Genomic DNA, 25694 nt, shown 5'->3' with positions numbered 1-25694 from the left:
GATGGCCGGGTTCAAAGCAACGAAGCCCTGCGCGGAAATGCGATTTCCGCGCTTTGACCGACGTGCGATTTACGGCATATTCGCAAGGACCGGTGCAGCTTCGAAATCCCATCAGGACAACGTCGCGGCCGTGGATGGGGGGATGGAACCATGGCGTTCACTGAAGGAGAAAGGCGTGCCTGGCGTGAAAACAAACGCCGGCGGGAAGCTGAGACCGGCTTGATTGCTCCGAGTTTCAACGCCCGGCCTATAACGGAGTGCGTTCATTGCGGTCGCCCTTTCGGCCTTGGCGAAGGCTTGATCACCGATGAGGTTTCGCTTTGCGAAATCTGTGAAGACAACTGAGGGGCAACGGGATGCTGAGGGAATGGTCCGATCGCATTGCCGATCGTCCGCGAAAAAGAACAATCCGGTTTCCGGATTTGCTGCCGACCGTGATTTGCGCCGCAATTCTGCTTATCATTTTGGGCAGCACCATCTGGGGATGGGTTAGCTAAATATGCCCGAAGAAATCAGGACGATCGCTTTCGATCCCGAACGTGTGCGCAAGGCGCGAAGCCGCGGATTGGGCCAGCTTCTGGAGCGGATGTGCAGAGGTGAGCCGATCGATACGAAAGACCTCGAGCCGTGGGGCATCGAGGTGGACAAGCTGGTGATGATCCCGTGGCTGGAGGAGTGAGAAAGAATGGCTAGGAAAGGCAAAGGCTATCAAGGCCTTATGCGCAGAAGAACCGACGAGCAAGCTGTCGCCGATCACAACGCGAAACTGCAAACCTTGAAAAGTCTGTGCGAAGATTATGATCAAGGCAGGATTGAATATGTGTTTCTGATCGCAACGGAAGTGCAGAACATTCTCACAGAGGGTCGAAGGGCTGTCGAGTTGCGTGGCAAGGTAACCTTCCCCTCGCCTGAAGATAAAGATAATCCGAAGATCTTGTCGGCATACTTTCCGCTGACAGCGATCAGGCTTCAAAACGAACCGCTCCTGGGCTCTTTTAAGCCGGTAATAGAAATGTCATCCACATCGTGGAGGCGGCTGAAGTTTAGTGTTTGGTGGAACGAGGTTGTATTCCGAGCCTCTGCAGCCTTGCCTGGAACGCCCCCTGGGATGATCCCAGTCAACGGAAGTCCTAGCGTTCCCTATGCTGACAGAGAGAGATTAAATCGTCGTCAAGTAATCCAGTTCCTACGCAACCATAGGGGGGCACATAGCCTAGAGGAATTTCCGGCCATCCTTGATGAGATTGACAGCCCTTCGAGCTGGGGCGGCTTCGTGATGCAAGACGAACAGACTGGACAGCAATACAGTACTGATGATGGCTCTTTGCCGTGGCAAGCTGGGCAATTGGCTGCAATGACGCGAGAAATTGCTGGCGAGGTGTTAGCTGCTTTTGCTTTAAATGATTGGCCGAAAGATGCACCATTGACTTCAAGTGAGTAGGGATGAGGTAAGTTAATTAGCCCTTATATTCTCACGATCCGCTGCATTAGGTTCTACTTTTGTCAAAAGGACTAGTGGAAGAAGTCTTGCAATAGAGTTTTACCACGGTTTGGATCCAGTAAATTCGATTACAGGCGAACCGGCATTGATCCCGCGACCGGAGAAGTGACAATTATCGCTCGTCAACAGCGAGCAACCACTCGAGATATGCCGCAAGCCGGATGCCGCCTTGCTTCAGACGCCGTTCGGCAAAGGGCAGCTGCCGATACTGGTAATCGTAGCTGAGGGACGGCGCCTTTCCGTCTGCGTTGGCGGGTGGGTAGGCCTGCTTCCTAACTTCAACGCTTTCGGCGATCCAGACCATTGGATCGGGCGTCCACCAGTCGATGACGTCCTGTGGCGTCATCTCGTTTTCGAGACGGTTGGTATATTCGGTGTAGCTGAGGTTCTGCCCCTCGATCAGAGCAGTGTCCCACACGCTGTGCAGATTCGTGCGATCGCCGAAGAAGGTGACGCGGACGTCGTTCCCTCCCCGATCGGTGCCATCACCGACGTGCATGGGTTGGTGAAGATCGGCGACCAGGTGAACGACGAAAGCCAGCGCGGTACGCTTGTCCTCTTGCGACGCGGCGGGATTGCGCAGCACGGCCGAGAAGCGTTCGAGAGCGCTGTAGGCGTCTCCTTCGGGCGGCGCGCCGACATCGGCATAGGCTTCGCCTTCCGGGATAGTGACATAGTGCCAGGGCGAGGCCGTCTTCTGCCAGAACGGCGCGGGGTTCGAACGCTCTTCGTCGGGGACGGTGGACAGCGTGGCCAGATCTTCATCGCCGATAATCTTCACAATCGCCGCGCGGGCCCGACCGTCGATATTGTCCTGCGCGATCTGGCCGATGATGCGGTGGCCGTTCTGGCCCCAGGCGTAAGCGGAAGACGGGCTGAGCAAACCCAGAGCGGAAATGGCGAGGATAAATTTCATTCGGTTTCTTTAGAGGACAGTGGCGGCTGTGTCAGGCGGGAGAATCACCCTTCATGATCAACCGCCGATGGCAGCTTTGCGCCCCAAAGCCGGACATTTTGGTCATGTGTAAAAAGGCCTGAAACCGGACGAAAGGTGGACTGGTTCAGAACGCTGCGAGACACCGTTGACTGCCGACGGTTCTACCGATCCGCAGGTTCAAGTCCTCGCGCAGATCCTCGTGCTGCCTCAGGATGGAGGACGAGGATCATGAGCTGGGCCGCCGGGAATAGCTGCTGGTCATGCGGCAAAGCGCAGCGGGTTGAGGGCGCGTATCCTGCGAAAGGGACGAGCAAACCGATCCTGGCCGAGACATGATTGCACTTACTTGATGCAATCGACGGATCGATCAAGCACGATAGGCGTCTTTTATCTGACGCTTCCGACAAGCCGCAAGCGAACAGGAAAAACCATGCCAGACGACACTCAGAAGCAAATTAGTAACAGTGGAAACGACAGTTTTCAGGGCCTCAAGGCCATGTTGTTCAACGCCACGCTAAAGCATCCCTCGCAGCCTTCGCATACCGATACGCTCCTCGATGCGGTAGACAAAATTTTTCGCAATCAAGGAGTTGAGGTAAATCGCGTTCGCCTTACGGAGTATAATCTGCCGCCCGGCGTTTATCCGGATATGACCGAACATGGGTGGCCCACGGATGACTGGCCCGCCTTGGCCGACAAGGTTTTTGCATCGGATATCATCGTGCTCGGCACGCCGATCTGGCTGGGGCAGGCAAGCTCTGTGGCGCAAAATTTCATCGAAAAGCTATACGCCCACAGCGGGCAGGTTAACGATGCAGGACAGTACCGGTTTTACGGCAAGGTTGGCGGTTGCCTTGTTACCGGCAACGAGGATGGTGTGAAGCATGTCGGTATGAGCGTGCTCTATTCGATGCAACATGTCGGCCTCACCATCCCGCCGCAAGCCGACAGCGGCTGGCTCGGCGAAATTGGGCCCGGACCATCCTATGGTGACAAGCAGGAAGATGGCGCAGGCCGCGTCGGCTTCGACAATGCTTTTACGCAGCGCAACACCACCTTCATGGCATTCAATCTGATGCATATGGCCAAGATGCTGAAGGAGGCGGGCGGTATTCCGGCGGTTGGCAATGTGCTTACCGAATGGGACGATGGGGGCAAGCCAGGTTGGCCTTATTCGGAACATCACTCGAAATAGAGAGGCATCGGCGGCGCTAACGAGCGACTAGCGGTCTTATCCTTCTAAAGCACACACTATTTTTCGACACTTAGAACCCTTTCGAAAGAGGCTGCCATGCCAATTGCAAAAACCAAGCAACCAGCATTGAAGGGAGGCTGCCGCTGCGGGGAGATCAGATATGTTGCGCGCTCCGCTCCATTATTTTCCTTTGCCTGTCATTGCACCGATTGCCAGCAGCTGACCTCCGGCGCGTTTTCGTTGGGCTTGACGGTGCCGCGAGACAGTTTTGAAGTGACCAAAGGTGAGCCGCGGATTTGGACCAAGATTGCTGACAGCGGCAAGCCCAGCCATCAGTATAGCTGCCCCAATTGCGCTGGCTGGACCCACACGCTTGCCGAAGGCTCCAGCGAAATCATCATCCTGCGGCCTACCACCTTGGACAACCACAAATGGGTACGGCCGGTAGGTGAAATATTCACTCGATCGGCGCTGCCATGGGCCACGCTGGCAACTGCACTTAGCTATGAAACCGAATTCGATGATACCCAGCCGCTAATCGATGCCTTTCAGGCCGCCGATCTGGTCCCTGGCAGCTGATCTGAAGCGATCTTTACCGGCACGGGTTTCGATGTGGTCGTATTCGACAGTTGGCCACGCTGTCCGATTGGCGCCAGCACATTGGGCTCGCATATCGAACATGATCTCGCTTATCTCAGCTTCATTCAGATCGGTCAGGCCCAGAAGTTGGCGGGCCGGGTAGCGGACCGGGCGGGAACTAGGCGCCGGTTTTTCTATCAGGCCGTCCTGGTAGACGCTGGCGATACGGCCAGCTGCCTTTCGGCGGGGACCGCGGCCTAGCGCAGCCATCAACCCGCCGATCCAGCGCTCCATACACGCCAGTTCGGCGCCGAGATCGTCGCTCATGGCGCCCGGCGGGGGGGCAGCGAGGAAGAGATCGGTGACGAAATCGTCCAGCCAGAGATCGGAAAGCAACGCCCCCCTACCCCTTCGAACCGATCCGGGAAGGGTTGCGGATTGGGATGTTCGGCAATGAAGGCATCGGTATTTTCTGGATCGGACCGAACCGCCAACGGCACGCGCAGATCGATATGCTTGTTCACCTCAACTTGCGCGGGTCAAAAAGCATTTAGTCCGCTTACACGTCGGATAGTAGGCGCGAGAACATTAAACCCTAAACGAAGACATCGTTCTCACTTGCCGAACTTGCGGGCAAAAAGCAGAAATTGCCGGGAGAACTAACAGACAGGCTTATCATGAATTGACTGACTAACGCACACCGGCGCGCCAAATAGAGATATGTAGGAAGTAACCTAATCCCAAGGCAGGTTCATTGCTGCCCACATTTCGGCGGTTTGCTCAGCGCGATCTCTCCGTGTCTTCTTGAAGTCGTATACTGCTCGGCGCCAAACACTGTAGAGTATTGCCAAGACAGTAGCTGCAATGAAAATTACGACGCCCAATATAAGAGCAGCGAATTCAGTTTGCGTAAGGCTGAAAATCACCTCAACTCCTCCACGGCGTCCCGAAGCAGTTCAATCTCATAGTCGTACTCGGCGCGAATGTCATTAAGCCGATGCCCAACCCACAAGCCCGAACCAGTAACAATGGCACCGATACCTGTTATTGCGATCCCTACTAAACTAACAGGTCCAGCCCCTGTAGCAATCGCTACAAGTCCACCCGTCGCAATTGTGCCGCCAATTGACCCGCCAAGCGTGTACGCTAACGTAACTTTGTTTGCTACTTTCCTAGCCTTGAGCAAGATGGAGCGTGATTCGCTCAACAATTGACCACGAAGTCGGGCCCGAAATCTATCAGGCACCCATATCGCAACACTGCCGCCATTGGACGGTATGGTAATCTCTCGCGTGCCCGCTGGCGGACGCGGCCTAAAAAGTGAGGCGGCATCCCAACTGGATAAGTTGCGATTTGAAAGCTCTGTAATGTCCACGCAAGCTGAATGCCAGCCATAAGACTGGACGTCTAGATCCAAAATTACTGTTCACACTAGATCTCGGTCTTTCTACTCACCATCGAGTGATCTGACTTGACTTTAGAGGGTGGCACTCCCGACCAGCATATCGAACATGATCTCGCTAATTCTAGCTTCGTCCAAACCGGTTAGGCCCAAAAGCTGCCGAGTTGGGTAGCGAACCGCTGGCGAACTAGGCGTTGATTTTTCGAACAGACCGTCTTGGTGGATGCTGGCGATGCGGCCTGATGCACCGTCGAAGCCGATCTCGACATCCTCGGCGCTCCATTTGCGGTGCAGCAGGCGGTATGTGCGCAGGCCCCTGAACATTTGGCGTTGGCGTACGGTGGCGCGGCCGCTGGGGCGCGGGGCGCTGCGGTTTGCGGTTGCCTGGTCGACGGGAAGGAAGCGGATGATCGCGACGCGTTCGAAGCTGCGGATGCCGCCCGCTTCGATATCGTACCCGGTCATTAGGCCGCCGTCCTTCTTCCAGCTTTTCATAGTCACCTTGCGCGGTTTGCCGCTGCCGCCTTCGGGATAGAGGAAACTGACGGCGCGGTTGACGACGGGCGGGCCTGCCGCCTTCCGGCGCGGTGCGAAGGGCGTGCCGTCCGTATTGCGCTGCGCGGCGATGCGCTTTGCCTGGCTGCCGCGGATGGCGTTGGCGATCTTGCCGGCTGCCTTTCGGCGGGGGCCGGAACCGAGCGCGGCGATCAGCCCGCCGATCCAGCGCTCCATGCGCGCCAGTTCGGCGTCCAGATTATCGCTCATGACGCCCGGCGGGTGGCCGCGAGGAAGCGATCGGTGCCGAACTCGTCCAACCAGAGATCGGAAAGCAACGCCTCCCCTACGCCTTCGAACCGATCCGGGAAGGGTTGCGGATCGGGATGTTCGGCGATGAAGCCATCGGGATTTTCGGGATCGGACCGGACCACCACCGGCTCGCGCAGTTCGAGGCGGATCTCGATGTCGCTGCGGCTGTCGTCGACGATGTCGCAGTCGAAGCCGAGATTTTGGCTCTGATCGATCAAAGCGGGTTCGTTCTCGGCGCACCAGATGACCAGCGGCACCATCAGCTGATCGAGGCCTTGCGCGAAATCACGGATGACAATCGTCAGCCGGTAGCGATAGCCGAAGGACAGGCTGGAGCCGCGCGCGAAGTCGATTGCCCCGTCGGAGACGAAAACGTGAAGCCGCTCCGGACTGCCGGACAGGCCAGTGACCGAACGGAGCAGCCAGTCCCGCAAGGAATCGGCCTTGCGCATCAGGCCTCGACCGCAGCCTCATCGTTCGGGGCGCGCGACTTTGCGGCTGCAGGCGGGCGCGCATCGGCCAGTGCGGCGGCGATATCGCTGCCCAATTTCTTTTCGGCAGCGCTACCGTCTGCCAGTTCCAGCGCACGCGTCTCAGCCGCGTCGAGGAACTGTGCGGGAAAATCGCGGCCATGGCGCAGCATGTGGAGCGTCTTGCGATCGTTCATTTCGGTTCGGTCCTTTCGGGGGCGGAGAGCTGTTGTGGACAGGTGAAGGGCAGCGCCGCGCCGTTGCGTACGGCCCAGCGGCAAATGCGGCCGCCGGCGGCGTTCAGGCGCTCGCCCCAGTTTTCGACCGCGATGTCGTACTCGGCCGCGGCCTTTGCGCTGGTAAGGATGGCGACCGGCGCGATCGGCTTGGGTTCGGTCGCCGCCTCAAGATCCGCAGAGGGCGGAAAGATCGGCTTCAGGCGTTCCCTGGGCGCGCAGGCGCTCACAGCCAAGGCGCACGCGCACAGGATCGGGAGCCGCGTCCGGCAGTTCGGCAATCGCATCGATCAGTTCCTCTTCCTTGTCGTCAATCCGCAGGGCATCGGCCAACCGTTCTTCGGCCGCCGCACCGGCTGCGACCGCGTCGGCTTCGAGCGCCTCGACGTTCGCAACGGCCCGGGCAGCTTCGGCTTTCGCCGCACCGTCATCCCGCCCCTTGCAGTAGGCAGTGGGCAGGCAGAGCGCGGCGGTGCAGGCAATCGCAATCAGCGCGGATCGCGCGCCCGCAAGCTTCACACCGAAACCGGCGACTTCGATCATGCCACCAGGCCCGGCAGATAGAGCGTACCTAAACGGCCGAAGCGGCGGCGGCGGACAGCGCTGAGCTCCTGATTTCGGAAAGGCTGGCGATAGCTGACATGGATCCAGCCTGCCGGGCCAAATTCGTAGATCAGCTGATCATAATTCAGATGGGTCTCCATCCAGCGCGCGACCTCGATGTTCGGAACGCCGGGGATGGTAAAGTCCGCCGCTTCGCCCAAGCTGTGCTGCGAGGCTGCCGAACCGCCGATGGCCCGGTTCAGCGCGGGCGAACGATATCCGGAAGAGATAATCACCGGACGATCGAAATGGCGACGCACGGGTTCGAGCACGCGCTCACAAAGGCGGCGCAACGCCGCGATCTCGTCCGGCCCGGCCGAATTGTCGATGCCCTGCCGAGCGGCGACCTGCGATGCGGTCATCTCGGCGAGGGTGAAATGTTCGGAGAGCTTCATCCGCTCACTCCTTTGTTCGGTTGCGGGAAAGTCACGGCGTGTTCCACCAGTCGCATTTGTGCCTCAGCATGATATGGCCGAGGCGCAAGGTGGCGTAGGTCAACAGGCCATAATGGCCGAGCGCGTAAATCCAGGCATTCGCTTCCAGGTAGATCGGGCCGAACAAACGACCTAGCCCGAAGGTGCCCAGCGCAATCGCGAAGCACCAGAATTTTACGATGTGCCAGCGGCCCGACTTTATCACCGCGGGCAGCGCGAAATGGAGGAAGCCGAAAGCAAGCAGCAGATAGGCAATGCCGATCACGCGGCTGTGAAGAGGTTCGATGAAATCAATCATCGCGGTCGTCCTTCGAGGTACCCCTGCCCAACTTTGCCAGCAGGCGATCCTTCAGCTCCAAAGGCAGCTTGCCCATCTGATCCTGCAGCGCATTGCCGAATTCGATCGCTCCCATCGCCAGATGGCGCGACAGGGCGCCTGCGGCAGCCATCAGCAGTTGCAGCGACCAGTCCGGCACGATGCGGGTCCAGATCGCCGCCGTGATGGTCGATGCAATCAGACAGCACGCAAGCGTCAGCCAGAAGGCCAGACGTCGCTCCGGCGGCGTCAGCGCCATGACGAGATAGGCGCAGGCGAGCGAAAGGAAGAGCCCGCCGGTCAAGTCCGGCAGTGGCGCGGCAATGCCGAGCGCGGCCAGGAACAGCGCCACCAGCGCGTTGGTTTCGGTAGGCAACATCGCGGCAGTCAGTCCCAAATCTGTCGGATGGTTCGAACGGGCGGGGTGTCCGCCGTAGCGGGTAAGCGCACTGGCGCGCCGGCGGCGAGTTCCACGTTGGTCGACAGCCCCGGATTGGCGGCGAGCACTGGCTGCAAGGCAGCGGGGCCGAGCGCCGCTTCACGCCAGATCAGCGCATCGAGCGTATCGCCGTCCAGCGCCATGAGAGTAACGTCTGCCATCAGATCAGCTCCGCACGAAGGCGCGGACGACCGAGGATGTCGCGGACGGCAAGTTTGCCGTCGGCACGCAGGCGAGCGACCTGCCGATCGGCGACTTCCGGATCCACGCCGCCCCTGCCCGTGGCATCATAATCGCGGTGGCTCTCGATCAGCTCCGCCTTTGCAAAGGCATGGATCGCGCGCTGCCAGGCTAGGACGAGGAAGCTCTGACCGTCGATTTCGGCTGCCGGGATCTCGGCCAGCGTCAGCTGGTTCATCGCGACGGCGGCGAGCGCGAATTCGGCGAGATCGAGAAGCGCGGTCTGCATCGCGCCCTGCAGCGCCGCTCGGGCGCGTTCGGGCGTAATTGCATCATCGAGTCGCTGGACCTTGCGGAAAGCGGCGATCGATAGCGCGGGCCAGAACGGGCCGCAGGTGACGGCGTCTTCAGCCGGATCGACGGCGCGATCGGCAAGCGGCGGTGCGATGACGGAGATCGGCGAGGAAGGCATATCGCTGTTCGTCCCTCTTCCGTTCGTGGTCGCGGCACGCGCCGCTTAGGTGGTTCGGGGGGTGGGGAAGGCACGGCCGAGGGGGAGAGAGATGTTCCCGGCCTGCCATCCGCCCCCCGGCGCTGGGGAGCGCAGCTCGCTCAGCTGCCGGTATCGGCAGCGGGTTCGGTTTCGCGTTCGGTCTTCGGCAGCAGTTTCTCGATCTTGCGGTCGAGATCCCGGCGCAGCGTTTTGGCACCGCAGTTGGAATCGAGCTCCAGCGCGCGCTGGGCGGCGGCACGAGCGCTTTCGAGGAACATGCGATAGGCGCCGGCCACGCCGTCGGCAGAAACACCGCCCTCGCCTTCCAACTCGGCAGCCCGGCGGGCGCTGAGCTGCGCCTCTGCTTTGTAGAGCTTGGCGCGGACCTCGTCCGGCATGTCCTCTTCCGCCACCAGGTCCTGCACCGTGTCGACGATGTCGGCATCGAACGCCTTTCCATCGCGCAGGGCCACCAGCGCGGCCTCGGCGATTTCCTCGGCAATCGCGCAGGGCGCGCTGCGATCGAAGCGCAGCGGCAGCGGGATGCGGCGGGTGACCACTACATCGGCGAGCGGCAGCGCGGTTTCCCAAGCGCCGGTATCGATCGCCCACATCAGGATGTTGGTTAAGACGTCGTTCTTCTCACCCTGCGGCAGCCTGTCGGGATGCGCGGCTAGGCCGAAGACCCAATCGGTGTAAGCAGGCAGCAGCTCGCGTTTCAGATCGATCTTCTTCTCGATCGATTCGATCGTCTTCAACCGCTTTAGATCCTCGGTCAGCTGGACCAGCTTCAGATCCGCAGCCGCCTGCGCGGGATCGCGCCGCGCCGGCGTTGCCGCGATGGGCATCGGCGCATTGGCGATGGCTGCTTCGGCGAGCTTACGTTCGCGAATCTGGCGAAGTTTTGACTTCATAACTTTGGTCCTGGCTGGCGCGAGCGTGAGACGGGTTCAGGGGGGGGGAGCGATCAGGCTTCCGGTGCCTCGAAAGGCGCAATGTTCTCGATGAGCGCGGCCTTGCCGTACTCCTCGACGACAAACGCCTCATTGAAGCTTTCCCAGTTGACGAAGCCGCGGCGCTGCGGCGCCTGCTCGATCTTGCGGCGGCGGGAGCCCTCCTGCTCGTAGCGCGACAGGTTTTCATGGCTGGTGAGCAGGATAGTGCCTTCGGGAAACCAGGGCACGATCTCTACGGGCCGGGTGCCGACGCGCGCGGTCTGGATGATCTGGTCCGCCGCGATTTCCTCGCTTGGCTTGTCCTGATCGACCAGCTTGAAATGGCGATCGCTGAGCAGGCCTTCGGAGATGAAGCAGACGATATTGCCGCTGGCCCGGTAAGGCTGGCTGATCACGTCGTGATAGGCTTCCAGCACCAGCTGATCGATCGAGCGATAGTCGCCGCCGGCCCCGTAGGTGACCTTGCCCGAGCCGCCCTGAATCTCGGTGATGTTCTGGGCGGGCGCCTGTTCGCGGATGTGCTGCAGCCAGCCCTTGTTAACGTCCTGGCCGAGCGGGTTCGCGTCGCGGTTGCTGGTGGCAGCGCGATGGGTGCCGTTGAAGGCAATCTTCAGCCGATCCTCCACCTGCGCGCGGACCAGCCAGCGGCCGATGCGCGCCTCGAAATCCGGGAACTTGGCCCAGCTGTCCAGGAAGGCGAACTTGATGATCGTGTCCCAGTCGGTGACGGTGCATTCGTACTGGTCGTCGGCCAGCTCGATCGGACTGACCGGCTTGCGTTCATTCACATCGGTATCGGTGGTCGAGGCGACGACCTTGCCGCTCGTGCCCATGAAGATCTTCTCGCCCTTGATCTCGTTCACCAGGATGTTGTTGAACTTGGCGAAGAGGCCGAGATCGCTCTGCTGGATGCGATCAAGCAGCTGCTGCTGCACGGTCGGATCGACGGCGAAGGACCGCGCGGCGACGGTGAGCGGATCGGCACCGGGATCACGGCCATTGGCTTCCAGCACCGCTTCCACATAGCGGGAAAAGCGATCTTCGGTTTCGGGACGGATGTTCATGCGGGTGGCTCCAGGAGAAGAGGAAACGGCGCGGGCGCGCGGCTGTCTGAGGACGGGCGTTAGTAGACGAAGTCGCCGCCTGCGCGGCCGCCGGTGGAAAGCGGGCGCCGGCTGAACTTCTTCTCGTCCGGTTCGCGTTCGAGGCGCTGCTCCAGCGCGGCCATGCGGGCATCGGACTTTTCGAGCTGCGCGGTGATGGCGCTGAACGCCTTTTCCATCACACCGCCCATGCCGGTCATCGCGGCCGAGAAAGCCTCGGTTTCGGGCGTGCTCGGCTGCCCCGGCGCAGTGGGTGGCGATGCAGGTGCAGGAGACGGGCGCGGCGTGGGCGCGGGCGGAGTTGCTACCGGCGCCGGATCATCGGACTTGCCGCCGGCGAGCGTGGAAAAGAACTTCTTCATCTCGCCCAGCATGCCGGTGATTTCCTGCTGGTCCGCGGTGGGTGCTGGTTCTGCGATGCTGAACTGCATCTCGTGCGGCGCAGCGATGCTGACGTCTTTCGGGTAGAGCGCCGAGAAGCGCATAGCCTGATTACAGAGCACGGCGGGGCTATCGGTGACGCCGAGACCGATCAGGCCGGAGCGGCCGCTGCCACCGAGGTTCGCCTTGATCTCGATCGAGGTGTAGAGCTTCTTGCCCTGCTTGTTCGCTTCGATGAGCGGCGGCAGCGCCTCGATGCGGGCGTAGAGCGCGGCGACCTTTTTAGGACTGCCGCCGATCTGGACCTCGTCTTCCTGCCATTTGGCATCGACCATGTCGCCGAGGGCGTTGAACGCGCTGTCCAGCGTCACGCCGCGCAAATGTTCGACGAACAGTCGCGGCTTCAGCGTCTCGACGCTGAAGGTTTCTGCGCAGTCGATGATCTCCTGCCGGCTGATGCGGCGGCCGTCGATGGTCTCGCCCTCGATGGCGACGCGGGTCCAGTCGGTCACGGGATTGGTCATGGGGTTCGGGCTCCAGTTTCCAGTTGGCCGGCGCGCATCGCGATCCCGGCTTATCGCGGCCAAGGGCCACCGAATGCCGGCTATTTTCAAGCAAGCGCCGCGCGGAAATCCGATTTCCGCGCTGCCCCGCATCGAAAGGCGGAGCGGCAGCGGCTTAGGTCTGCCGCGATGAGCGAGACCGCCACCCTGCCCAGTTCGCCGGAAGCCGAAGGCGACGCCGAAGCGCTGCGCGACGATTACTATCGCGAGGCGCGCAGCCTGTACTGGCGCGGGTGGCGCGTAACGCAGATCGCGCGCGAACTGGGTCTGAAGCGCAGCAGCGTCCAGAGCTGGCGAGACCGGCATAAATGGCACGAGGCGCCCGCGATCCGCTGGATGGAGGAATCGCTACAGGCGCGCTTCTGCACGCTGGTCGAGAAGGACAAAAAGACTGGCGGCGACATCAAGGAGATCGATCTGCTCGGTCGCCAGGCGGAGCGGCTTGCGCGCATCCGACGGTTCGAGCAGCCGGGCGGGCACGAGGGTCATCTGAACCCGGAGGTTTCCAAGCGGAACAAGGCCGCGCGGGCGAAGCTGAAGGCGAACCATTTCAACGAAGCGCAGGTGGCCGAACTGCGCGCGCTGCTGGAAGACCTAGCCTTCGAATATCAGCTGCGCTGGTGGGAAAACCGCAGCCGCCGGACGCGGATGATCCTAAAGTCTCGCCAGATCGGCGCGACCTATTTCTTCGCGCTGGAAGCGCTGGTGACGGCGCTGGAGACCGGCAACAACCAGATCTTCCTCTCCGCCTCCAAGGCGCAGGCGCACATCTTCAAAAACTACATCGCGCAGTTCGGTGCGAAGGTGGGCGTGGCGTTGAAGGGCGATCCGATGATCGTCACATCCGAGTTGGTGGATGAAGGCAAGACCGGCATCGAGCTGCACTTCCTAGGCACCAACGCGCGCACCGCGCAGGGCTATCACGGTGATTTCTATTTCGACGAATTTTTCTGGGTGTTCGGCTTCGAGCAGCTGAACAAGGTGGCCAGCGGCATGGCGATGCAGAAGAAATATCGCCGCACCTACATGTCAACGCCCAGCACGGTGGGGCACGAAGCCTATCCCTACTGGACTGGGGAACGGAAGAACCGGAACCGCAAGAAGGCCGATCGCCTGTCGATCGATGTCAGCCACGAGGCGCTGCAGGCGGGACGGCTGTGCGAGGACAAGGTGTGGCGGCAGATCGTCACGATCGATGATGCCGAGGCGGGCGGCTGCGACCTGTTCGACATCGACGAGCTGCGCGACGACTATGCGCCCGACGAATATGCCAACCTGCTGCTATGCCAGTTCGTCGACGACAGCCTGTCCGCCTTCAGCTTCAACCAGTTGGTGCGCTGCCACTGCGACAGCTGGGTCGAGTGGGATGGCTTCGAGCCGCTCAAGGATCGTCCCGTCGGCAACCGCGCGGTGTGGGCTGGTTACGATCCGCAGGAGAGCGAGCAAGGCGACAATGCCGCGCTGGTGATCGCGCTGCCTCCCGAGGCACCGGGTGGCAAGTTCCGCGTGATCGAACGGCACCAGCTGCGCGGCTTCGACTTCCAACAGCAAAGCGCCTTCATCAAGGGGGTCTTCGCAAAGTACAACGTCACCTATTTCGGGATCGACGCCACCGGCGTGGGCGCCGCGGTTTATCAGCTGGTGCGCGACTGGTTCCCGAGGGTCACGAAGATCGAATATTCGCTGGAGGCGAAGCAGCGCCTGGTAATGAAGGCGCAGAATGTGATCCGCACCGGACGCATTCAGTGGGACGCGGGCTGGACCGACATCGCGCAGAGCTTCCTCGCGATCAAGAAGGTGCTGACGCCGCGCGGCGGGCAACTGACCTACAAAGCGGATCGATCGAAGGAGACCGGCCATGCCGACGTCGCCTGGTCGATCATGCACATCCTGGACAACGAACCGCTGGACGGAAAGCCGAAGGCGCGCAGCACGATCGAGATTTTGGGAGGCGACGATGGCCGGTAAGACGAACGAGCTGCCGATGTTCGAGGCGGAAGGCGACGGCGGCGCTGAAGTGCAGCTGCAGCGGGTGGAACCGCCCGCGCAATCAAAGCTGATGGCGGTAGAGTTCGGCGAGCCGGAAAGTGTGCTGAACCGGCGCGCGGCGATCATGGATATGCTGGAATGTCGCTGGCAGGGGCGCTGGTTCAATCCGCCGGTGCCGCTCGACGGGCTCACCCGCGCCTTCCACGCCAGCCCACATCACGAAAGCGCACTACGGCTGAAGCGCAACCTGCTCACCAGCAGCTTTCGTCCTACTCGCCTGCTCTCCCGGCGCGCCTTTTCGGCACTGGCGCTGGATTTTCTCGTGCTGGGCAATGGTTATCTCGAAGAGTTGCCGAACCGCATCGGCGGCGCCGCGCGGTTCGAGCACACGCTGGGCAAATATATGCGGATCGGCGCCGAAGGGAGCTTCTTCCAGGTGCGTGGTTGGCAGCTGGAGCATGAATTCACACCGGGCAGCATTGCGCATGTGAAGATGCCTTGCCTGGATCAGGAAATCTACGGCATCCCGGAATATCTGGCCGCGCTGCAATCCGCCTTCCTGAACGAAAACGCGACGCTGTTCCGGCGGCGCTACTATCTGAACGGCAGCCATGCCGGCTTCATCCTTCACCTCGACGGGCAATTCGAGGAAAAGTCCGTGGACGGGGTGCGCGATGCGCTGAAGGGATCGCGCGGGGTTGGCAATTTCCGCAACATGCTGCTCGTTTCCAACGGCGAGGGCACGAACAAGGAGAAGGTGAAGCTGATCCCGATTGCCGAGGTGGCGGCGAAGGACGAATTCCTTGGGATCAAGAACGTGACCCGCGACGACGTGCTGGCCGCGCACCGGGTGCCGCATCAGCTGATCGGCGTCGTGCCGGGCGTGACCGGTGGTTATGGCGATACGAGCAAGGCGGTGGACGCCTTCATCCAGCTCGAGATTCTGCCGTTGCAGGACCAACTGATGGACCTGAACGACGCGTTAGGCGCCACCGTCGTCGATTTTGCCGAACGCCAAACCAGCTGAAGTATCACGTCCGGCGCCCGACATGGGCGGGGGCGGGCCTGCGCCAACAGGCCCCACCGGCAGTGACTCCTGCCACGAAAACCGACCGGCCTGCGCCGGCTTTCGTCCCGCCCAACCCGCACGGGGCGGCGGAACGTTTAGAGAACAAGTGACAGGAGTCAAACGCCCATGAATGCAATCTCTCCCCTCACCCTGAATTCCGTTCGGCCAGTGCGGCCGCCGGCGCCGTATATCGGCGGCAAGCGCCTGCTGGCGAAGCGCATAGTGGCGCGGATCGGCGCTATCCCGCACAGTTCCTATGCCGAACCGTTCGTCGGCATGGGCGGCATTTTCCTGCGGCGCGACAAGTGCCCGAAAGCCGAGGCGATCAACGACTGGAGCGAGGATGTGGCGACGTTCTTCCGCGTGGTGCAGCATCACTATGTCGCGTTCCTGGACATGTTGCGCTTCCAGATCAGCTCGCGCGCGAATTTCGAAAAGCTGGCGGCGCTGGAGCCATCTTGCTTGACCGACCTGCAGCGATCGGCGCGGTTTCTGTACCTGCAGCGGCTTGCGTTCGGTGGGAAGGTCGAGGGCCGCAACTTCGGAGTGTCGGCGGGCGCGGCGCGGTTCGATGTGACCAAGCTGGCGCCGATGATTGAGGCGGTGCACGAGCGACTGGCGCGGGTAACGGTGGAGCGGATGCCGTGGGCGGACTTTATTCGTCGGTACGACCGCGACGGCGCGCTGTTCTATCTCGATCCGCCCTATTTCGGCAGCGAGGACGACTATGGGAGCGCGATGTTCGACCGGTGCGAGTTCGAGGAGATGGCGGCTCTGCTGAGAGCGAGGAAGGGCCGCTTCCTGCTTTCGATCAACGACCATCCGGAGGTGCGCCGGATCTTCGGGGGATTCTCGATCGAGACGATGAAGGCACGCTACACACTGGCGGGCATGGACAAATCCAAGCTGTTCGGTGAGCTTTTGATTTCCCCCGCCTGACGATCAACCGCGGCCGACGTCGCCGCCCCAGTTACGCTCGCCTCGATCGTCCGGGCCGTGCCGGCTCTGTCGCTTGCGGGTGTCACGCTCATAGGGGACGGCGGCGGTCGGCTCGTTGCCGCGCAGCACGCCGACCTGCCGGTAGATACCGTTGAGGTTGGAGTTCAGAACCACGCGGCGCGCCTTGTCGTCCTTGATTTCCAGGCTGCGCCAGAAGGCGGTGAACGGCCAGCGCTCGCAATCCTTGCGTGATGCGAGGTAGGCTAGCGCCAACCGGATGGACCAGCTGCGGCGGACCGGTCGATCTTCCGCCGCCCGAACCGCCTCTTCGAGCGCGTTGAGTGCCATTCGCATCAATCTCGAATCATCGCCGCCGTCCATCCTGCGGATATGGAACATAATGGGAACACGCGGAAGCCATTGCGTTTGCCACCCGCGCCGCGCGCTGAACTCCCCACCCCGCCCGCGGGCCAAATTTGTCGCTTTTGACGCGCGGGCCTGACGGCTGTTGGGAAAAGCCCGTACTTGTCGAACGAATGAAATGGCGCGCGAACATGATGACGCATTCCGATGCAGGAAAAAGCCTCCGTGCGCTGTTTACTCACGAATGCAATGAGCTTGCCGAAATAGCCCCGTAGACGCGCTCCGTTCCTTCCTTGCACTCGAAGGCCGCGAACTGGCATTATCCTTGCCCCTTGGCCATCGCCAGGCCCCGGAGCGGCGCAAGCCGCTCCGTCCTCCAGTGCGTGAATGCGCCGGGGTGGTTGGAGTTGGAAGTTATCCACAAGGTTCAGTTCTAGCCACGCGTGCCGAAGGCACTCCTTTTATGTCTATCTCGAAGAGATGGTCAGCATTCTCTCCGTGTCGAAGATTCGCGCTCTAGCGAAGAACCGAGGCGTGCCAAGGCCTGCTCCAATGAGCTTTTGGCCGAGAGGCGGGCGGGCTTTGGGGCTGTATAGACGAGCGTCTTCAGCCAGCTGTACCAGTTGGCGTGCGCGTCCCGCTCCATCGTACCTTCTGTGTAGGCCTTGACGATGGCCGTGGCTTCGGCCGGCACCAGCAGTTCATATGCGTTAGGGATCTGTTCGATCTGCGGGCCTTCTCTCGAACCGGTCGGCCGTGTTCGCCGAATCCATCGGATGAACCCTGCCTCGCGTAGTAACGACAGCGCTCTGTGTGTGGCGGAATAGGAATAGCCCAGCGCGGCCGCAATCGTTGCGACCGCAGGCTCTAGCTTGCCGCTACTGTACCGCACCGCCTCAAGGAGGAGATATTCGAGCACGTCCAACCCGATTGCCCCTCCAAGCATACCATTGCGAGCTTTCGGGCTCACGGCCTGCCGTTCGGAGCGCGTCTTCACCTCCATCTCGCGCGCGCAGCGAAGAAGCTTGCGACACCATCGCCGCGCCTTTCGCGTGTCACCCTCCGCGATCGGTTTCCAAACCGTGTGCTCGCGCTCACCTTCGTTAAAGCTCTCCCGCCAAATCTTGAATGAAGCGCCAGTGTTCGGATCGATACTGCGCGAGCGCTTGTGCTGCGTGAAGCCGAGAGCTGCTCCAATCGCGAGGCCGGTCATGCCGCACCTCCGGTCAATTTTAGCGGCGCGGACCTTCCAGTAAGGCGGAAGCAGGCGGGAAGCCCTCCAGCAAAAGCTCCGCCCACTCTTCGGCGATCTGTCGCCTTCTGGTCATATAAGCTGCCCTGTTGTAGCGCCCTTCGACGCCTGGAGTTTGGTGGGCCAGCATTAGATCGATGACTGCTCGATCGCCTGGCCGGTCCATATCCATCGCGCGCTCGTTCATGATGGTCGAAAAGCTCGATCGCCATCCGTGAGGCACATGGTATCCATGCGCCTCCGGAGCACGGCGATAGAAGCTGTTGAGTGCGTTCTCGCTGCCTGGGCGATTGGAATGTCTGACAGAAGGGAAGAGATAGCTGGCGCTGCCGCTTAATGTGCGGGCAACGCGCACCACATCGATGGCCGCTGGTGCAAGCGGAATTACAAATTCCATCGCCTCGCCGAGCTCTTTTTCTTTCAATACAAGTTTCATCTTTTCGGCGGGTACGCGCCACAATGGTTCGTGCGTGTCTATCCCCTCGATCTCGGCGTGCTCGGCCCAGCGCACCATCCCAGGACGGGCGGCCGTGAGCGCTAAAAATCGAGATGCTAATCGAGTAACGGGGTGTGCCGGCAGATTTTCGACCGCCTGCAAAACGGCCCTTGCCCCTTTCAGCTTCGTTGCCGCCGGATGCCGCCCCTTCTTTACCGGGGCGAGTGCGGCCACAATTCCCGCTGAAGGATCGTTCTGGACTGCGTCTGAGGCCATGGCGACCTTGAAAACTGACGATATCCTTCCCCGAAGCCGATGCGCAGTCTCCACCGCACCCCGGTCTTGGATGGCGAGCAACAATTTCCGGATATCGGCGGATGAAATGCTGTCGATAGGCTTTGCGCCGATCGTCGGGAAAACCTCGTTCTCCAGACCCGCCAACACATTTGCGGCATGTTTTTTCGACCAGAGACGTTTCTGGTTTTCGTGCCAGCGCCGACCAAATGTCTCGAACGTGGCAGTCGTCTCCTCGCCGCTTGTCTGCTTCGTCCTTGCAGGATCCTCGCCTTCCAGTCGGCGACGGTTGGCATCCTCCCTGAGTTCGCGGGCTCGCTTCAGCGAGAACTCCGGATAGGGTCCGATGACGAGTTGCTTTTCCTTGCCCTCGAATCGGTACTTCCAACGCCAAGACTTGAAGCCCGTCGGCGTCACGAACAGAAAAAGACCTTTGCCGTCCGAAAGCTTGTAAGCTTTCTCCCGCGGCCCGGCCTTTCGACACTGAGCGTCGGTCAGCATTCGATGCCCCCATCCTGGAAGCACGATGCCCCGAAAATACCCCCAAAAATGTCAGGCTTAGGCAGGATGGCGCGGAACCGCATGGGAACGCCATTCTCCCCAATGCCGAGCTATTGCAAGGCTTTTGGACCTGTCTGGAACTGGTTGGGAATGGTGAATGGCTCCCCGAGTTGGATTCGAACCAACGGCCGCTCGATTAACAGTCGAGAGCTCTACCGCTGAGCTATCGGGGAGCAGCCCCGGTCCCCCGGGGCAGGCCGCGCCTATAGCAGCGGCTTTTTGGGAATGGCAAGCCTTGTGTCGCGCTATTTTTTTCCCGCGATCCGATAAGGCTGTAATCGTCCGCGGAGACGGCTCACAAATGCAGCCTGGGGCCCCATGTCGCAATCGTTCGCGGCATTGGGCCCCATCCGTTTCACGTTCTTCCCGGCCTGCCGTGCGGCCCTAAAGCTGCCCGTGGCAATGCTTGTACTTGCGGCCAGAACCGCAAGGGCACGGCGCGTTGCGGCTGATATTGGGATTGTTGGTCAGCCCCTCCATATCCGCTTCAGCCGTTTGCTGTGGCGGCAGCGTGTCCACCAGACCGCGCGTGCCTGCATCGGTATCGTTGGTGTCGTCCATACCGGTCAGCGGATCGATATGCGTGGTCAAAAAGTCCGGCAGGTCCGGCAATTCGGCCATGGGCATCGGTGCCTGGGCGCGGAATTCGCTGGTCGCAAGGGTGCGGGTCACATCTTCGCGGATTTGATCGAGCATGCGTTGGAACAGCGCGAAGCTCTCCTGCTTATACTCGTTCAGCGGCGTCTTTTGGGCGTAGGCGCGCAGGAATACCACCTGGCGCAGCGCATCGAGTGTGGAGAGATGTTCCTTCCAGTGATGGTCGAGCGATTGCAGGAGAATGCTCTTTTCCACATCGCGCCACATCGATTCGTCGATGCCCTGGATCTTCTCCTCGATCTTCTGGACGGTACGCTCGACCAGCCGGTCGGCCACCATCTCCGGCTCGATCGCATCTTCTTCCAGCCAGGCGTCGATCGGCGGTTCCTCACCCAGAAGCTGCGCGGTCTTCTCCTTTAGGCCCGGAATGTCCCATTGCTCGGGATAGGTGCCAGGCGGGCAGTGATCGTTCACGATCGCGTGGATCGCGTCCACGCGCATATGCTCCACCACCTCTTCGACGGTGTCGGAATCCATGATGTCCGCGCGCTGTTCGTAGATCACCTTGCGCTGATCGTTCATGACGTTGTCATACTCGACGACCTGCTTGCGCGCTTCGTAGTTACGCGCTTCGACCTTCTTCTGCGCGGTCTCGATCGCTTTCGACAGCCACTTGCCGCCGATCGCCTCGCCATCTTCCAGGCTGGAATTCATCATCCGTGCGAACAGCGATTCGCTGCCGAAGATACGCAGCAGATCGTCTTCCAGGCAGAGGTAGAAGCGCGACAGGCCTGGGTCGCCCTGACGGCCGGAGCGCCCGCGCAGCTGGTTGTCGATGCGGCGGCTTTCGTGACGCTCCGTGCCGAGCACGAACAGGCCGCCCGCTTCCAGCACCTTTGCCTTTTCCGCGGCGATTTCCTGCTTGATGCGGGCGATCTCTTCGTCGCGGCGCGGGCCTTCCTCGATGTCCGCAAGCTCTTCCTCGACGCGGAATTCCAGGTTGCCGCCAAGCTGAATATCGGTGCCGCGCCCGGCCATGTTGGTGGCGATGGTAACCGCGCCGAGCCGCCCGGCCTGGGCCACGATATGGGCCTCGCTCTCGTGCATGCGCGCGTTCAGCACGTTGTGCTTCACCCCCTCGCGCTTCAGGAACTCGCTGAGCAGCTCGGACTTCTCGATCGATACCGTGCCCACCAGCACCGGCTGGCCGGTATCATATTTCTCTTTGATCGCCGCCGCGATGGCAGCGAACTTGTCGTTCGTGTTCTTGTAGAACTGGTCGTCCTCATCGATCCGCTGGACCGGCAGGTTGGTCGGCATCTCAGCGACGTTGAGTTTATAAATCTCGTAAAATTCCGCCGCCTCGGTAGCCGCTGTACCCGTCATACCGGAAAGCTTCGGATACATCCGGAAATAGTTCTGGAAGGTGATGGTCGCCATCGTCTGGTTTTCGGGCTTCACGTCGACGCCCTCCTTGGCCTCCACCGCTTGGTGCAGACCGTCGGACCAGCGGCGCCCATCCATCATGCGCCCCGTAAATTCGTCGATAATGACGACCTTGCCGTCCTTGACGATATAGTCGGTATCGCGCTTGAACATCAGATGCGCGCGCATGGCGTTTTCGAGATGGTGGACCACCAGCGTGTTCTCGAAATCATACAGGTTCGTACCCTCGAGAAGACCAGCCTCCTCCAGCAGGCGCTCGACCTTCTCCGTGCCGTCTTCGGTCAGCAGCACCTTCTTGGACTTTTCGTCCTTCTCGTAATCTTCCTCGTCCAGCCGCGGGATGATCGCGTTGACGGCGGCATAAAGTTCGGACCGGTCGTCGGTGGGGCCGGAGATGATCAGCGGGGTCCGCGCCTCGTCGATCAGGATCGAATCGACCTCGTCGACGATCGCGAAATTGAACGGCCGCTGGACCATGTCCGCGCGGTCATATTTCATATTATCGCGCAGATAATCGAAGCCGAGCTCGTTGTTCGTCGCGTAAGTGATGTCGCTATTATAGGCGTCGCGGCGCTGTTGCTGATCCAGATCGGGGACGATGATGCCGGTCGAAAGACCTAGGAAGCCGTATAGCTGCCCCATCCACTCCGCGTCGCGGCGGGCGAGATAATCGTTCACCGTGACCACATGGACGCCCTTGCCGTGCAGGGCGTTGAGATAGGCGGCCAGCGTCGCGACCAGCGTCTTGCCCTCACCGGTGCGCATCTCGGCAATCTCGCCGCGGTGAAGCACCACGCCGCCGACCATCTGCACATCGAAATGCCGCATGCCGAAGACGCGCTTCGATGCCTCACGCACCGTGGCAAAGGCTTCGGGAAGGATGTCGTCCAGCGTTTCACCGGCCTCCAGCCGCTCCTTGAAGCGAGCGGTCTGCGCTTTCAGATCCTCGTCGGAGAGGCTCATGATATCCGGTTCGAAACCGTTAATCTTGTCGACGATCTTATAGATGGACTTGATGTAGCGTTCGTTGGACGAACCGAAAATCGATTTGGCAATGGCGCCGAGCATAGGATGATCCCGTTGAGCTATGATGGCCGGCCCGGCGCATCGGCACCGGGCTTTACGGCAAAAGATGGTAAGAAATACGCGCATCGCAACCGGATGCGCCGGGACGGGTGCACCCGTCAGGCAGGTCAGCGCGTCAGGGCTTGCCCGTAAAATGGGCGTGGCGATCGCCCGCGCCCCAGCGCAAAGGAAGCGCAGCCGCGTAACCGAAGCTTCGCGTGAGGGAGAAGCCGCCGCGAACATCATCCGTATGTTCGGCGACCGAAGCGGGAATGGCGGATGCGCCGATCCGCTCGGCAGAAAGAGCGGTCAGGACGTTGCAGGCGCGGCTTTCGGCTGCAACATCGCCGCTGTCCGCCTCGGCAGAAGCAGCCGCCCGCAAGGTCTGCGCGTCCAGCGGCACACCCATCATGGCGTGCGCCAGTAGCAGCATCAGACTTGCAAAGGTAAACTTCATCGATAGACCCGCGCGGGAACGTTCCTTGGGCGTCTCCTATCAAAAACAGACCGAAAGGCAACTGGCCCTTGGCGCTCCCCCCTTCCCCCCTTGCCCCTTCAAGCTTTCCCGAACTGCCCGCCATCGCCGGCGTGACACTACGCACGGCTCGTGCCGGCTATACTCGCCGACAGCGTTTCGACATGACCTATGCGGAACTGAGCAAAGGCACGACCGTCGCCGGTGTGTTCACGAAAAGCCGCTGCCCGTCCTACGAAGTGCAACTGGGCAAGGAGACCGCGCTGCTCGGCCATGCGCGGGCACTGATCGTGAATGCGGGTAACAGCAACGCTTTTACGGGACTGAGCGGCCGTGAAGCGGTGGAAACGATCATCGCGCGCGTGGCCCATCATCTCGGCTGCCAGCCGTCGGATGTGTTCGTCTCCTCCACCGGCGTCATCGGTGTTCCGCTGCCGATCGACAAGGCGGAGGCGGGGCTTGCAGAGGTGTTCACCGCCCAGCCCTGCGGTTGGGAAGACGCGGCAACTGCAATCGGCACCACCGACACCTTTCCCAAGGGCGCAAGCGCATCGGCGGTGATCGGCGATGCCACTGTACAGCTTGCCGGGATCGTGAAGGGATCGGGCATGATCGCGCCCGATATGGCAACGATGCTGGGCTATATCTTTACCGACGCGGCGATCGAGGCCCCCTTTCTGAAGGAAATGCTCGACCGGTCGAACGCGCGCACATTCAACGCCATCACCGTGGACGGCGATACTTCCACCAGCGACACCGTCCTCGTTTTCGCAACCGGACAGACGGGTGGCCCGGTGCTGTCGGATTGGGACGATGACGGCGCGGACGCTTTCTACGCCGCGCTGGAAGAGGTCTGCCGCAGCCTGGCCCATCAGGTCGTGCGCGATGGCGAGGGCGCGCAAAAATTCATCGAAATAACGGTGACCGGCGCGGAAAGCGATGAAAGCGCGCGGCGCATCGGTCTGTCGATCGCCAACTCACCGCTCGTCAAGACGGCGATCGCGGGTGAAGATGCCAATTGGGGCCGCGTGGTCATGGCGGTCGGCAAAGCGGGCGAGCCTGCCGAGCGCGATCTGCTCTCCATCCGCTTCGGCGCGACCGAGGTGGCCGCCAAGGGCATGGTCGTCCAAGGCTATGACGAGGCACCGGTGGCGGAACATCTGAAGGGCCAGGAAGTCGCCATCGGCGTCGATATCGGCCTTGGCGAAGGCAGCGCCACCGTGTGGACCTGCGATCTGACTCACGGCTATATCAGCATCAACGCCGATTACCGGAGCTGATGAGGACAAGCGGCATGCACGACCTTTACGAACCCGTCGCCGCCATCATGCGCGAGTGCGGCGAAACCATCATCCTGGCCCGCTTCCGCGATCTCTCCGAAGACCAGATCGAGGAAAAGAGCCCCGGCGATCTCGTCACCGTGGCGGACCGCGAGAGCGAGCGCTTCCTCACCAACAGGCTAAGCGAGCTTTTGCCGGACGCCGCCATTTTGGGTGAAGAGGCGACGGCGGCGGATCCTTCGGTGATGGACCGCATTCATGAGCCGGTCTGCTGGGTGATCGATCCGATCGACGGCACCGGGAATTTCGCCGCGGGCCGATCGCCCTTCGGCATCCTGATCGCGCTGGTGCGCGGCGGAGAGACGGAAGCCGGGTGGATCTATGATCCGGTATCGAAGCGCCTGTGCCATGCCCATCGCGGGGCCGGCGCATGGATCAACGGCGATCCGCTGCATTCGAAAGGAAGCGGCAAGGACAAGCCCGTCATCGCGCTTTACACCAGCTTCATGGAAGGCGAAGAACGCATTCGCGTCGACGCCGCGGCGGCGGCCCATTTCGAGATCGTGCCCCCGCCGATGTGCGCGGCCGAGCAATATCCGATGCTCGCCACCGGCCAGCACGACATCACGATCTATCGCCGCTCGCTTCCCTGGGATCATGCCGCTGGTGCGCTGTTTCTGAGCGAGGCGGGCGGCAAGGTCGCACGTTTCGATGGCACGGCTTACCGGCCCGATCAGACGGAGATGACCGGCATGCTTGCCGCCGCAACGCCGGATCTGTGGGATGAGGCAGTGCGCGTCCTACTGTAGCGCCTCCAAGGGAGCGTCGCTAAGCGCGCGTTTCAATACCCAAGGCCGAAAGGGCTGAGCCTGTCGAAGCCCGCCTCTCGAAAGCGCACTAGCGCCCAGCCGAGAAACGTCCTTCGACAGGCTCAGGACTTACGGTCTCCAAGAGACGTGGCGCTTAGAGCGCGCCTTCAAGCCAGCTCTTGATCTGCGCCTTGGGCGCAGCACCAACCTTTGTTTCCACTGGCTGACCATCCTTGAAAAGGATCATCGTCGGGATGCCGCGAACGCCATATTTGCCGGGCGTGTTGGGGTGATCGTCGATGTTGAGCTTGGCGATCGTAACGCCGTCCAGCTCTTCGCTGATCTCTTCAAGCGAAGGGCCGATCATCTTGCACGGTCCGCACCATTCGGCCCAGAAATCGACGAGCACGGGCCCGTCAGCCTTCAAGACGTCCTGTTCGAAATTGTCGTCGCCAACTGCCTTGGTGGCCATGATCATTACTCCTTGAATGGGTTGTTTCGAAGGTAGAAACGCGCAGCGGTCC

At 61.2% G+C, this 25694-nt stretch carries 29 protein-coding genes and 1 tRNA gene; 9 read left to right on the top strand and 21 right to left on the bottom strand.

Features of this window, described 5'->3' with window-relative positions:
- Window positions 1-499 precede the first annotated feature (499 nt).
- Window positions 500-679, top strand: a complete 180-nt coding sequence (locus tag I6A82_RS09355; protein ID WP_198094645.1) for a hypothetical protein — start codon at window positions 500-502, stop codon at window positions 677-679.
- Between the two features lie 6 nt (window positions 680-685).
- The gene (locus I6A82_RS09350) at window positions 686-1441 is read left to right on the top strand and encodes a hypothetical protein (protein WP_198094644.1); all 756 of its coding nucleotides are present in this window, start codon (window positions 686-688) and stop codon (window positions 1439-1441) included.
- 172 nt (window positions 1442-1613) lie between these two features.
- Here I6A82_RS09350 and I6A82_RS09345 read toward each other — a convergent pair whose 3' ends face one another.
- Window positions 1614-2417, bottom strand: a complete 804-nt coding sequence (locus tag I6A82_RS09345) for a S1/P1 nuclease (RefSeq protein WP_198094643.1) — start codon at window positions 2415-2417, stop codon at window positions 1614-1616.
- A 370-nt stretch (window positions 2418-2787) separates the two neighbouring features.
- Between I6A82_RS09345 and I6A82_RS09340 the strand changes: the two genes are divergently transcribed.
- Both I6A82_RS09340 and I6A82_RS09335 read left to right on the top strand, forming a co-directional pair.
- Window positions 2788-3633: a flavodoxin family protein gene (locus I6A82_RS09340; protein ID WP_232343606.1), complete on the top strand. Its 846-nt coding sequence runs from the start codon at window positions 2788-2790 to the stop codon at window positions 3631-3633.
- Between the two features lie 96 nt (window positions 3634-3729).
- Window positions 3730-4212 (top strand): GFA family protein, encoded by a 483-nt coding sequence (locus tag I6A82_RS09335; RefSeq protein WP_198094642.1) that lies wholly within the window; start codon window positions 3730-3732, stop codon window positions 4210-4212.
- On the opposite strand, the gene I6A82_RS09330 is transcribed toward I6A82_RS09335, so the two are convergent.
- The 13 genes from I6A82_RS09330 to I6A82_RS09270 form a co-directional block, all read right to left on the bottom strand.
- Window positions 4168-4608, bottom strand: a complete 441-nt coding sequence (locus I6A82_RS09330; protein WP_198094641.1) for a phage virion morphogenesis protein — start codon at window positions 4606-4608, stop codon at window positions 4168-4170. The genes I6A82_RS09335 and I6A82_RS09330 overlap by 45 nt on opposite strands.
- Before the next feature lie 1081 nt (window positions 4609-5689).
- Entirely contained in the window at window positions 5690-6379 is a 690-nt protein-coding gene (locus tag I6A82_RS09325; protein WP_198094640.1) for a phage virion morphogenesis protein, read from the bottom strand.
- Window positions 6376-6873 (bottom strand): phage tail protein, encoded by a 498-nt coding sequence (locus I6A82_RS09320; RefSeq protein WP_198094639.1) that lies wholly within the window; start codon window positions 6871-6873, stop codon window positions 6376-6378. Before I6A82_RS09320 ends, I6A82_RS09325 begins: the two co-directional genes overlap by 4 nt.
- A complete protein-coding gene (locus tag I6A82_RS09315) occupies window positions 6873-7088 on the bottom strand; it encodes a hypothetical protein (RefSeq protein WP_198094638.1) in 216 nt (71 codons plus the stop codon). The genes I6A82_RS09320 and I6A82_RS09315 overlap by 1 nt, the downstream gene beginning before the upstream one ends.
- A 207-nt stretch (window positions 7089-7295) precedes the next feature.
- Window positions 7296-7670, bottom strand: coding sequence for a hypothetical protein (locus tag I6A82_RS09310; RefSeq protein WP_198094637.1), 375 nt, complete (start codon window positions 7668-7670; stop codon window positions 7296-7298).
- Window positions 7667-8125: a D-Ala-D-Ala carboxypeptidase family metallohydrolase gene (locus I6A82_RS09305; protein WP_198094636.1), complete on the bottom strand. Its 459-nt coding sequence runs from the start codon at window positions 8123-8125 to the stop codon at window positions 7667-7669. Before I6A82_RS09305 ends, I6A82_RS09310 begins: the two co-directional genes overlap by 4 nt.
- 31 nt (window positions 8126-8156) lie before the next feature.
- Window positions 8157-8462, bottom strand: coding sequence for a hypothetical protein (locus I6A82_RS09300; RefSeq protein WP_198094635.1), 306 nt, complete (start codon window positions 8460-8462; stop codon window positions 8157-8159).
- Window positions 8455-8859 (bottom strand): hypothetical protein, encoded by a 405-nt coding sequence (locus I6A82_RS09295; RefSeq protein WP_198094634.1) that lies wholly within the window; start codon window positions 8857-8859, stop codon window positions 8455-8457. Before I6A82_RS09295 ends, I6A82_RS09300 begins: the two co-directional genes overlap by 8 nt.
- Window positions 8860-8867: 8 nt before the next feature.
- Window positions 8868-9080 (bottom strand): tail protein X, encoded by a 213-nt coding sequence (locus I6A82_RS09290; protein ID WP_198094633.1) that lies wholly within the window; start codon window positions 9078-9080, stop codon window positions 8868-8870.
- Window positions 9080-9571: a head completion/stabilization protein gene (locus I6A82_RS09285; protein WP_198094632.1), complete on the bottom strand. Its 492-nt coding sequence runs from the start codon at window positions 9569-9571 to the stop codon at window positions 9080-9082. The genes I6A82_RS09290 and I6A82_RS09285 overlap by 1 nt, the downstream gene beginning before the upstream one ends.
- Window positions 9572-9711: 140 nt before the next feature.
- Window positions 9712-10506: a phage terminase small subunit gene (gene gpM, locus I6A82_RS09280; protein ID WP_198094631.1), complete on the bottom strand. Its 795-nt coding sequence runs from the start codon at window positions 10504-10506 to the stop codon at window positions 9712-9714.
- A 53-nt stretch (window positions 10507-10559) separates the two neighbouring features.
- Window positions 10560-11612: a phage major capsid protein, P2 family gene (locus I6A82_RS09275; RefSeq protein ID WP_198094630.1), complete on the bottom strand. Its 1053-nt coding sequence runs from the start codon at window positions 11610-11612 to the stop codon at window positions 10560-10562.
- A gap of 59 nt (window positions 11613-11671) precedes the next feature.
- A complete protein-coding gene (locus tag I6A82_RS09270) occupies window positions 11672-12556 on the bottom strand; it encodes a GPO family capsid scaffolding protein (RefSeq protein ID WP_198094629.1) in 885 nt (294 codons plus the stop codon).
- A 168-nt stretch (window positions 12557-12724) separates the two neighbouring features.
- Between I6A82_RS09270 and I6A82_RS09265 the strand changes: the two genes are divergently transcribed.
- The 3 genes from I6A82_RS09265 (at window position 12725) to I6A82_RS09255 (ending at window position 16592) form a co-directional block, all read left to right on the top strand.
- Window positions 12725-14563 (top strand): terminase large subunit domain-containing protein, encoded by a 1839-nt coding sequence (locus I6A82_RS09265; RefSeq protein WP_198094628.1) that lies wholly within the window; start codon window positions 12725-12727, stop codon window positions 14561-14563.
- On the top strand, window positions 14553-15611 hold the full coding sequence (locus tag I6A82_RS09260; RefSeq protein WP_232343384.1) for a phage portal protein: 1059 nt from the start codon (window positions 14553-14555) through the stop codon (window positions 15609-15611). The genes I6A82_RS09265 and I6A82_RS09260 overlap by 11 nt, the downstream gene beginning before the upstream one ends.
- Window positions 15612-15779: 168 nt before the next feature.
- Complete coding sequence (locus tag I6A82_RS09255) at window positions 15780-16592, top strand: DNA adenine methylase (RefSeq protein WP_198094627.1); 813 nt, start codon at window positions 15780-15782, stop codon at window positions 16590-16592.
- Between the two features lie 3 nt (window positions 16593-16595).
- Here I6A82_RS09255 and I6A82_RS09250 read toward each other — a convergent pair whose 3' ends face one another.
- From I6A82_RS09250 to I6A82_RS09225, 6 genes are all read right to left on the bottom strand, one after another.
- Window positions 16596-16940, bottom strand: a complete 345-nt coding sequence (locus I6A82_RS09250) for a hypothetical protein (protein WP_198094626.1) — start codon at window positions 16938-16940, stop codon at window positions 16596-16598.
- 499 nt (window positions 16941-17439) lie between these two features.
- A complete protein-coding gene (locus I6A82_RS09245) occupies window positions 17440-18168 on the bottom strand; it encodes a hypothetical protein (protein WP_198094625.1) in 729 nt (242 codons plus the stop codon).
- Window positions 18169-18187: 19 nt separating this feature from the next.
- Window positions 18188-19438 carry a tyrosine-type recombinase/integrase gene (locus tag I6A82_RS09240; RefSeq protein WP_198094624.1) on the bottom strand — a complete coding sequence of 417 codons (1251 nt, stop codon included), beginning with the start codon at window positions 19436-19438 and terminating at the stop codon, window positions 18188-18190.
- 158 nt (window positions 19439-19596) lie between these two features.
- A tRNA-Asn gene (locus tag I6A82_RS09235) sits at window positions 19597-19671 on the bottom strand.
- Between the two features lie 211 nt (window positions 19672-19882).
- Window positions 19883-22609 carry a preprotein translocase subunit SecA gene (gene secA, locus I6A82_RS09230; protein ID WP_198094623.1) on the bottom strand — a complete coding sequence of 909 codons (2727 nt, stop codon included), beginning with the start codon at window positions 22607-22609 and terminating at the stop codon, window positions 19883-19885.
- A gap of 133 nt (window positions 22610-22742) precedes the next feature.
- Window positions 22743-23063 (bottom strand): hypothetical protein, encoded by a 321-nt coding sequence (locus I6A82_RS09225; RefSeq protein WP_198094622.1) that lies wholly within the window; start codon window positions 23061-23063, stop codon window positions 22743-22745.
- A 68-nt stretch (window positions 23064-23131) separates the two neighbouring features.
- Here I6A82_RS09225 and argJ point away from each other — a divergent pair, with 68 nt between their 5' ends.
- The gene (argJ, locus tag I6A82_RS09220; protein WP_198094621.1) at window positions 23132-24361 is read left to right on the top strand and encodes a bifunctional glutamate N-acetyltransferase/amino-acid acetyltransferase ArgJ; all 1230 of its coding nucleotides are present in this window, start codon (window positions 23132-23134) and stop codon (window positions 24359-24361) included.
- 14 nt (window positions 24362-24375) lie between these two features.
- Window positions 24376-25170 (top strand): inositol monophosphatase family protein, encoded by a 795-nt coding sequence (locus I6A82_RS09215; protein ID WP_198094620.1) that lies wholly within the window; start codon window positions 24376-24378, stop codon window positions 25168-25170.
- A gap of 154 nt (window positions 25171-25324) precedes the next feature.
- Here I6A82_RS09215 and trxA read toward each other — a convergent pair whose 3' ends face one another.
- Window positions 25325-25642, bottom strand: a complete 318-nt coding sequence (trxA, locus tag I6A82_RS09210; RefSeq protein ID WP_187336064.1) for a thioredoxin — start codon at window positions 25640-25642, stop codon at window positions 25325-25327.
- Window positions 25643-25694 lie beyond the last annotated feature (52 nt).

This window comes from Novosphingopyxis sp. YJ-S2-01 (assembly GCF_016093175.1).
GTDB lineage: Bacteria > Pseudomonadota > Alphaproteobacteria > Sphingomonadales > Sphingomonadaceae > Novosphingopyxis > Novosphingopyxis iocasae.
This window is presented reverse-complemented; position numbering and strand designations above follow the sequence as displayed.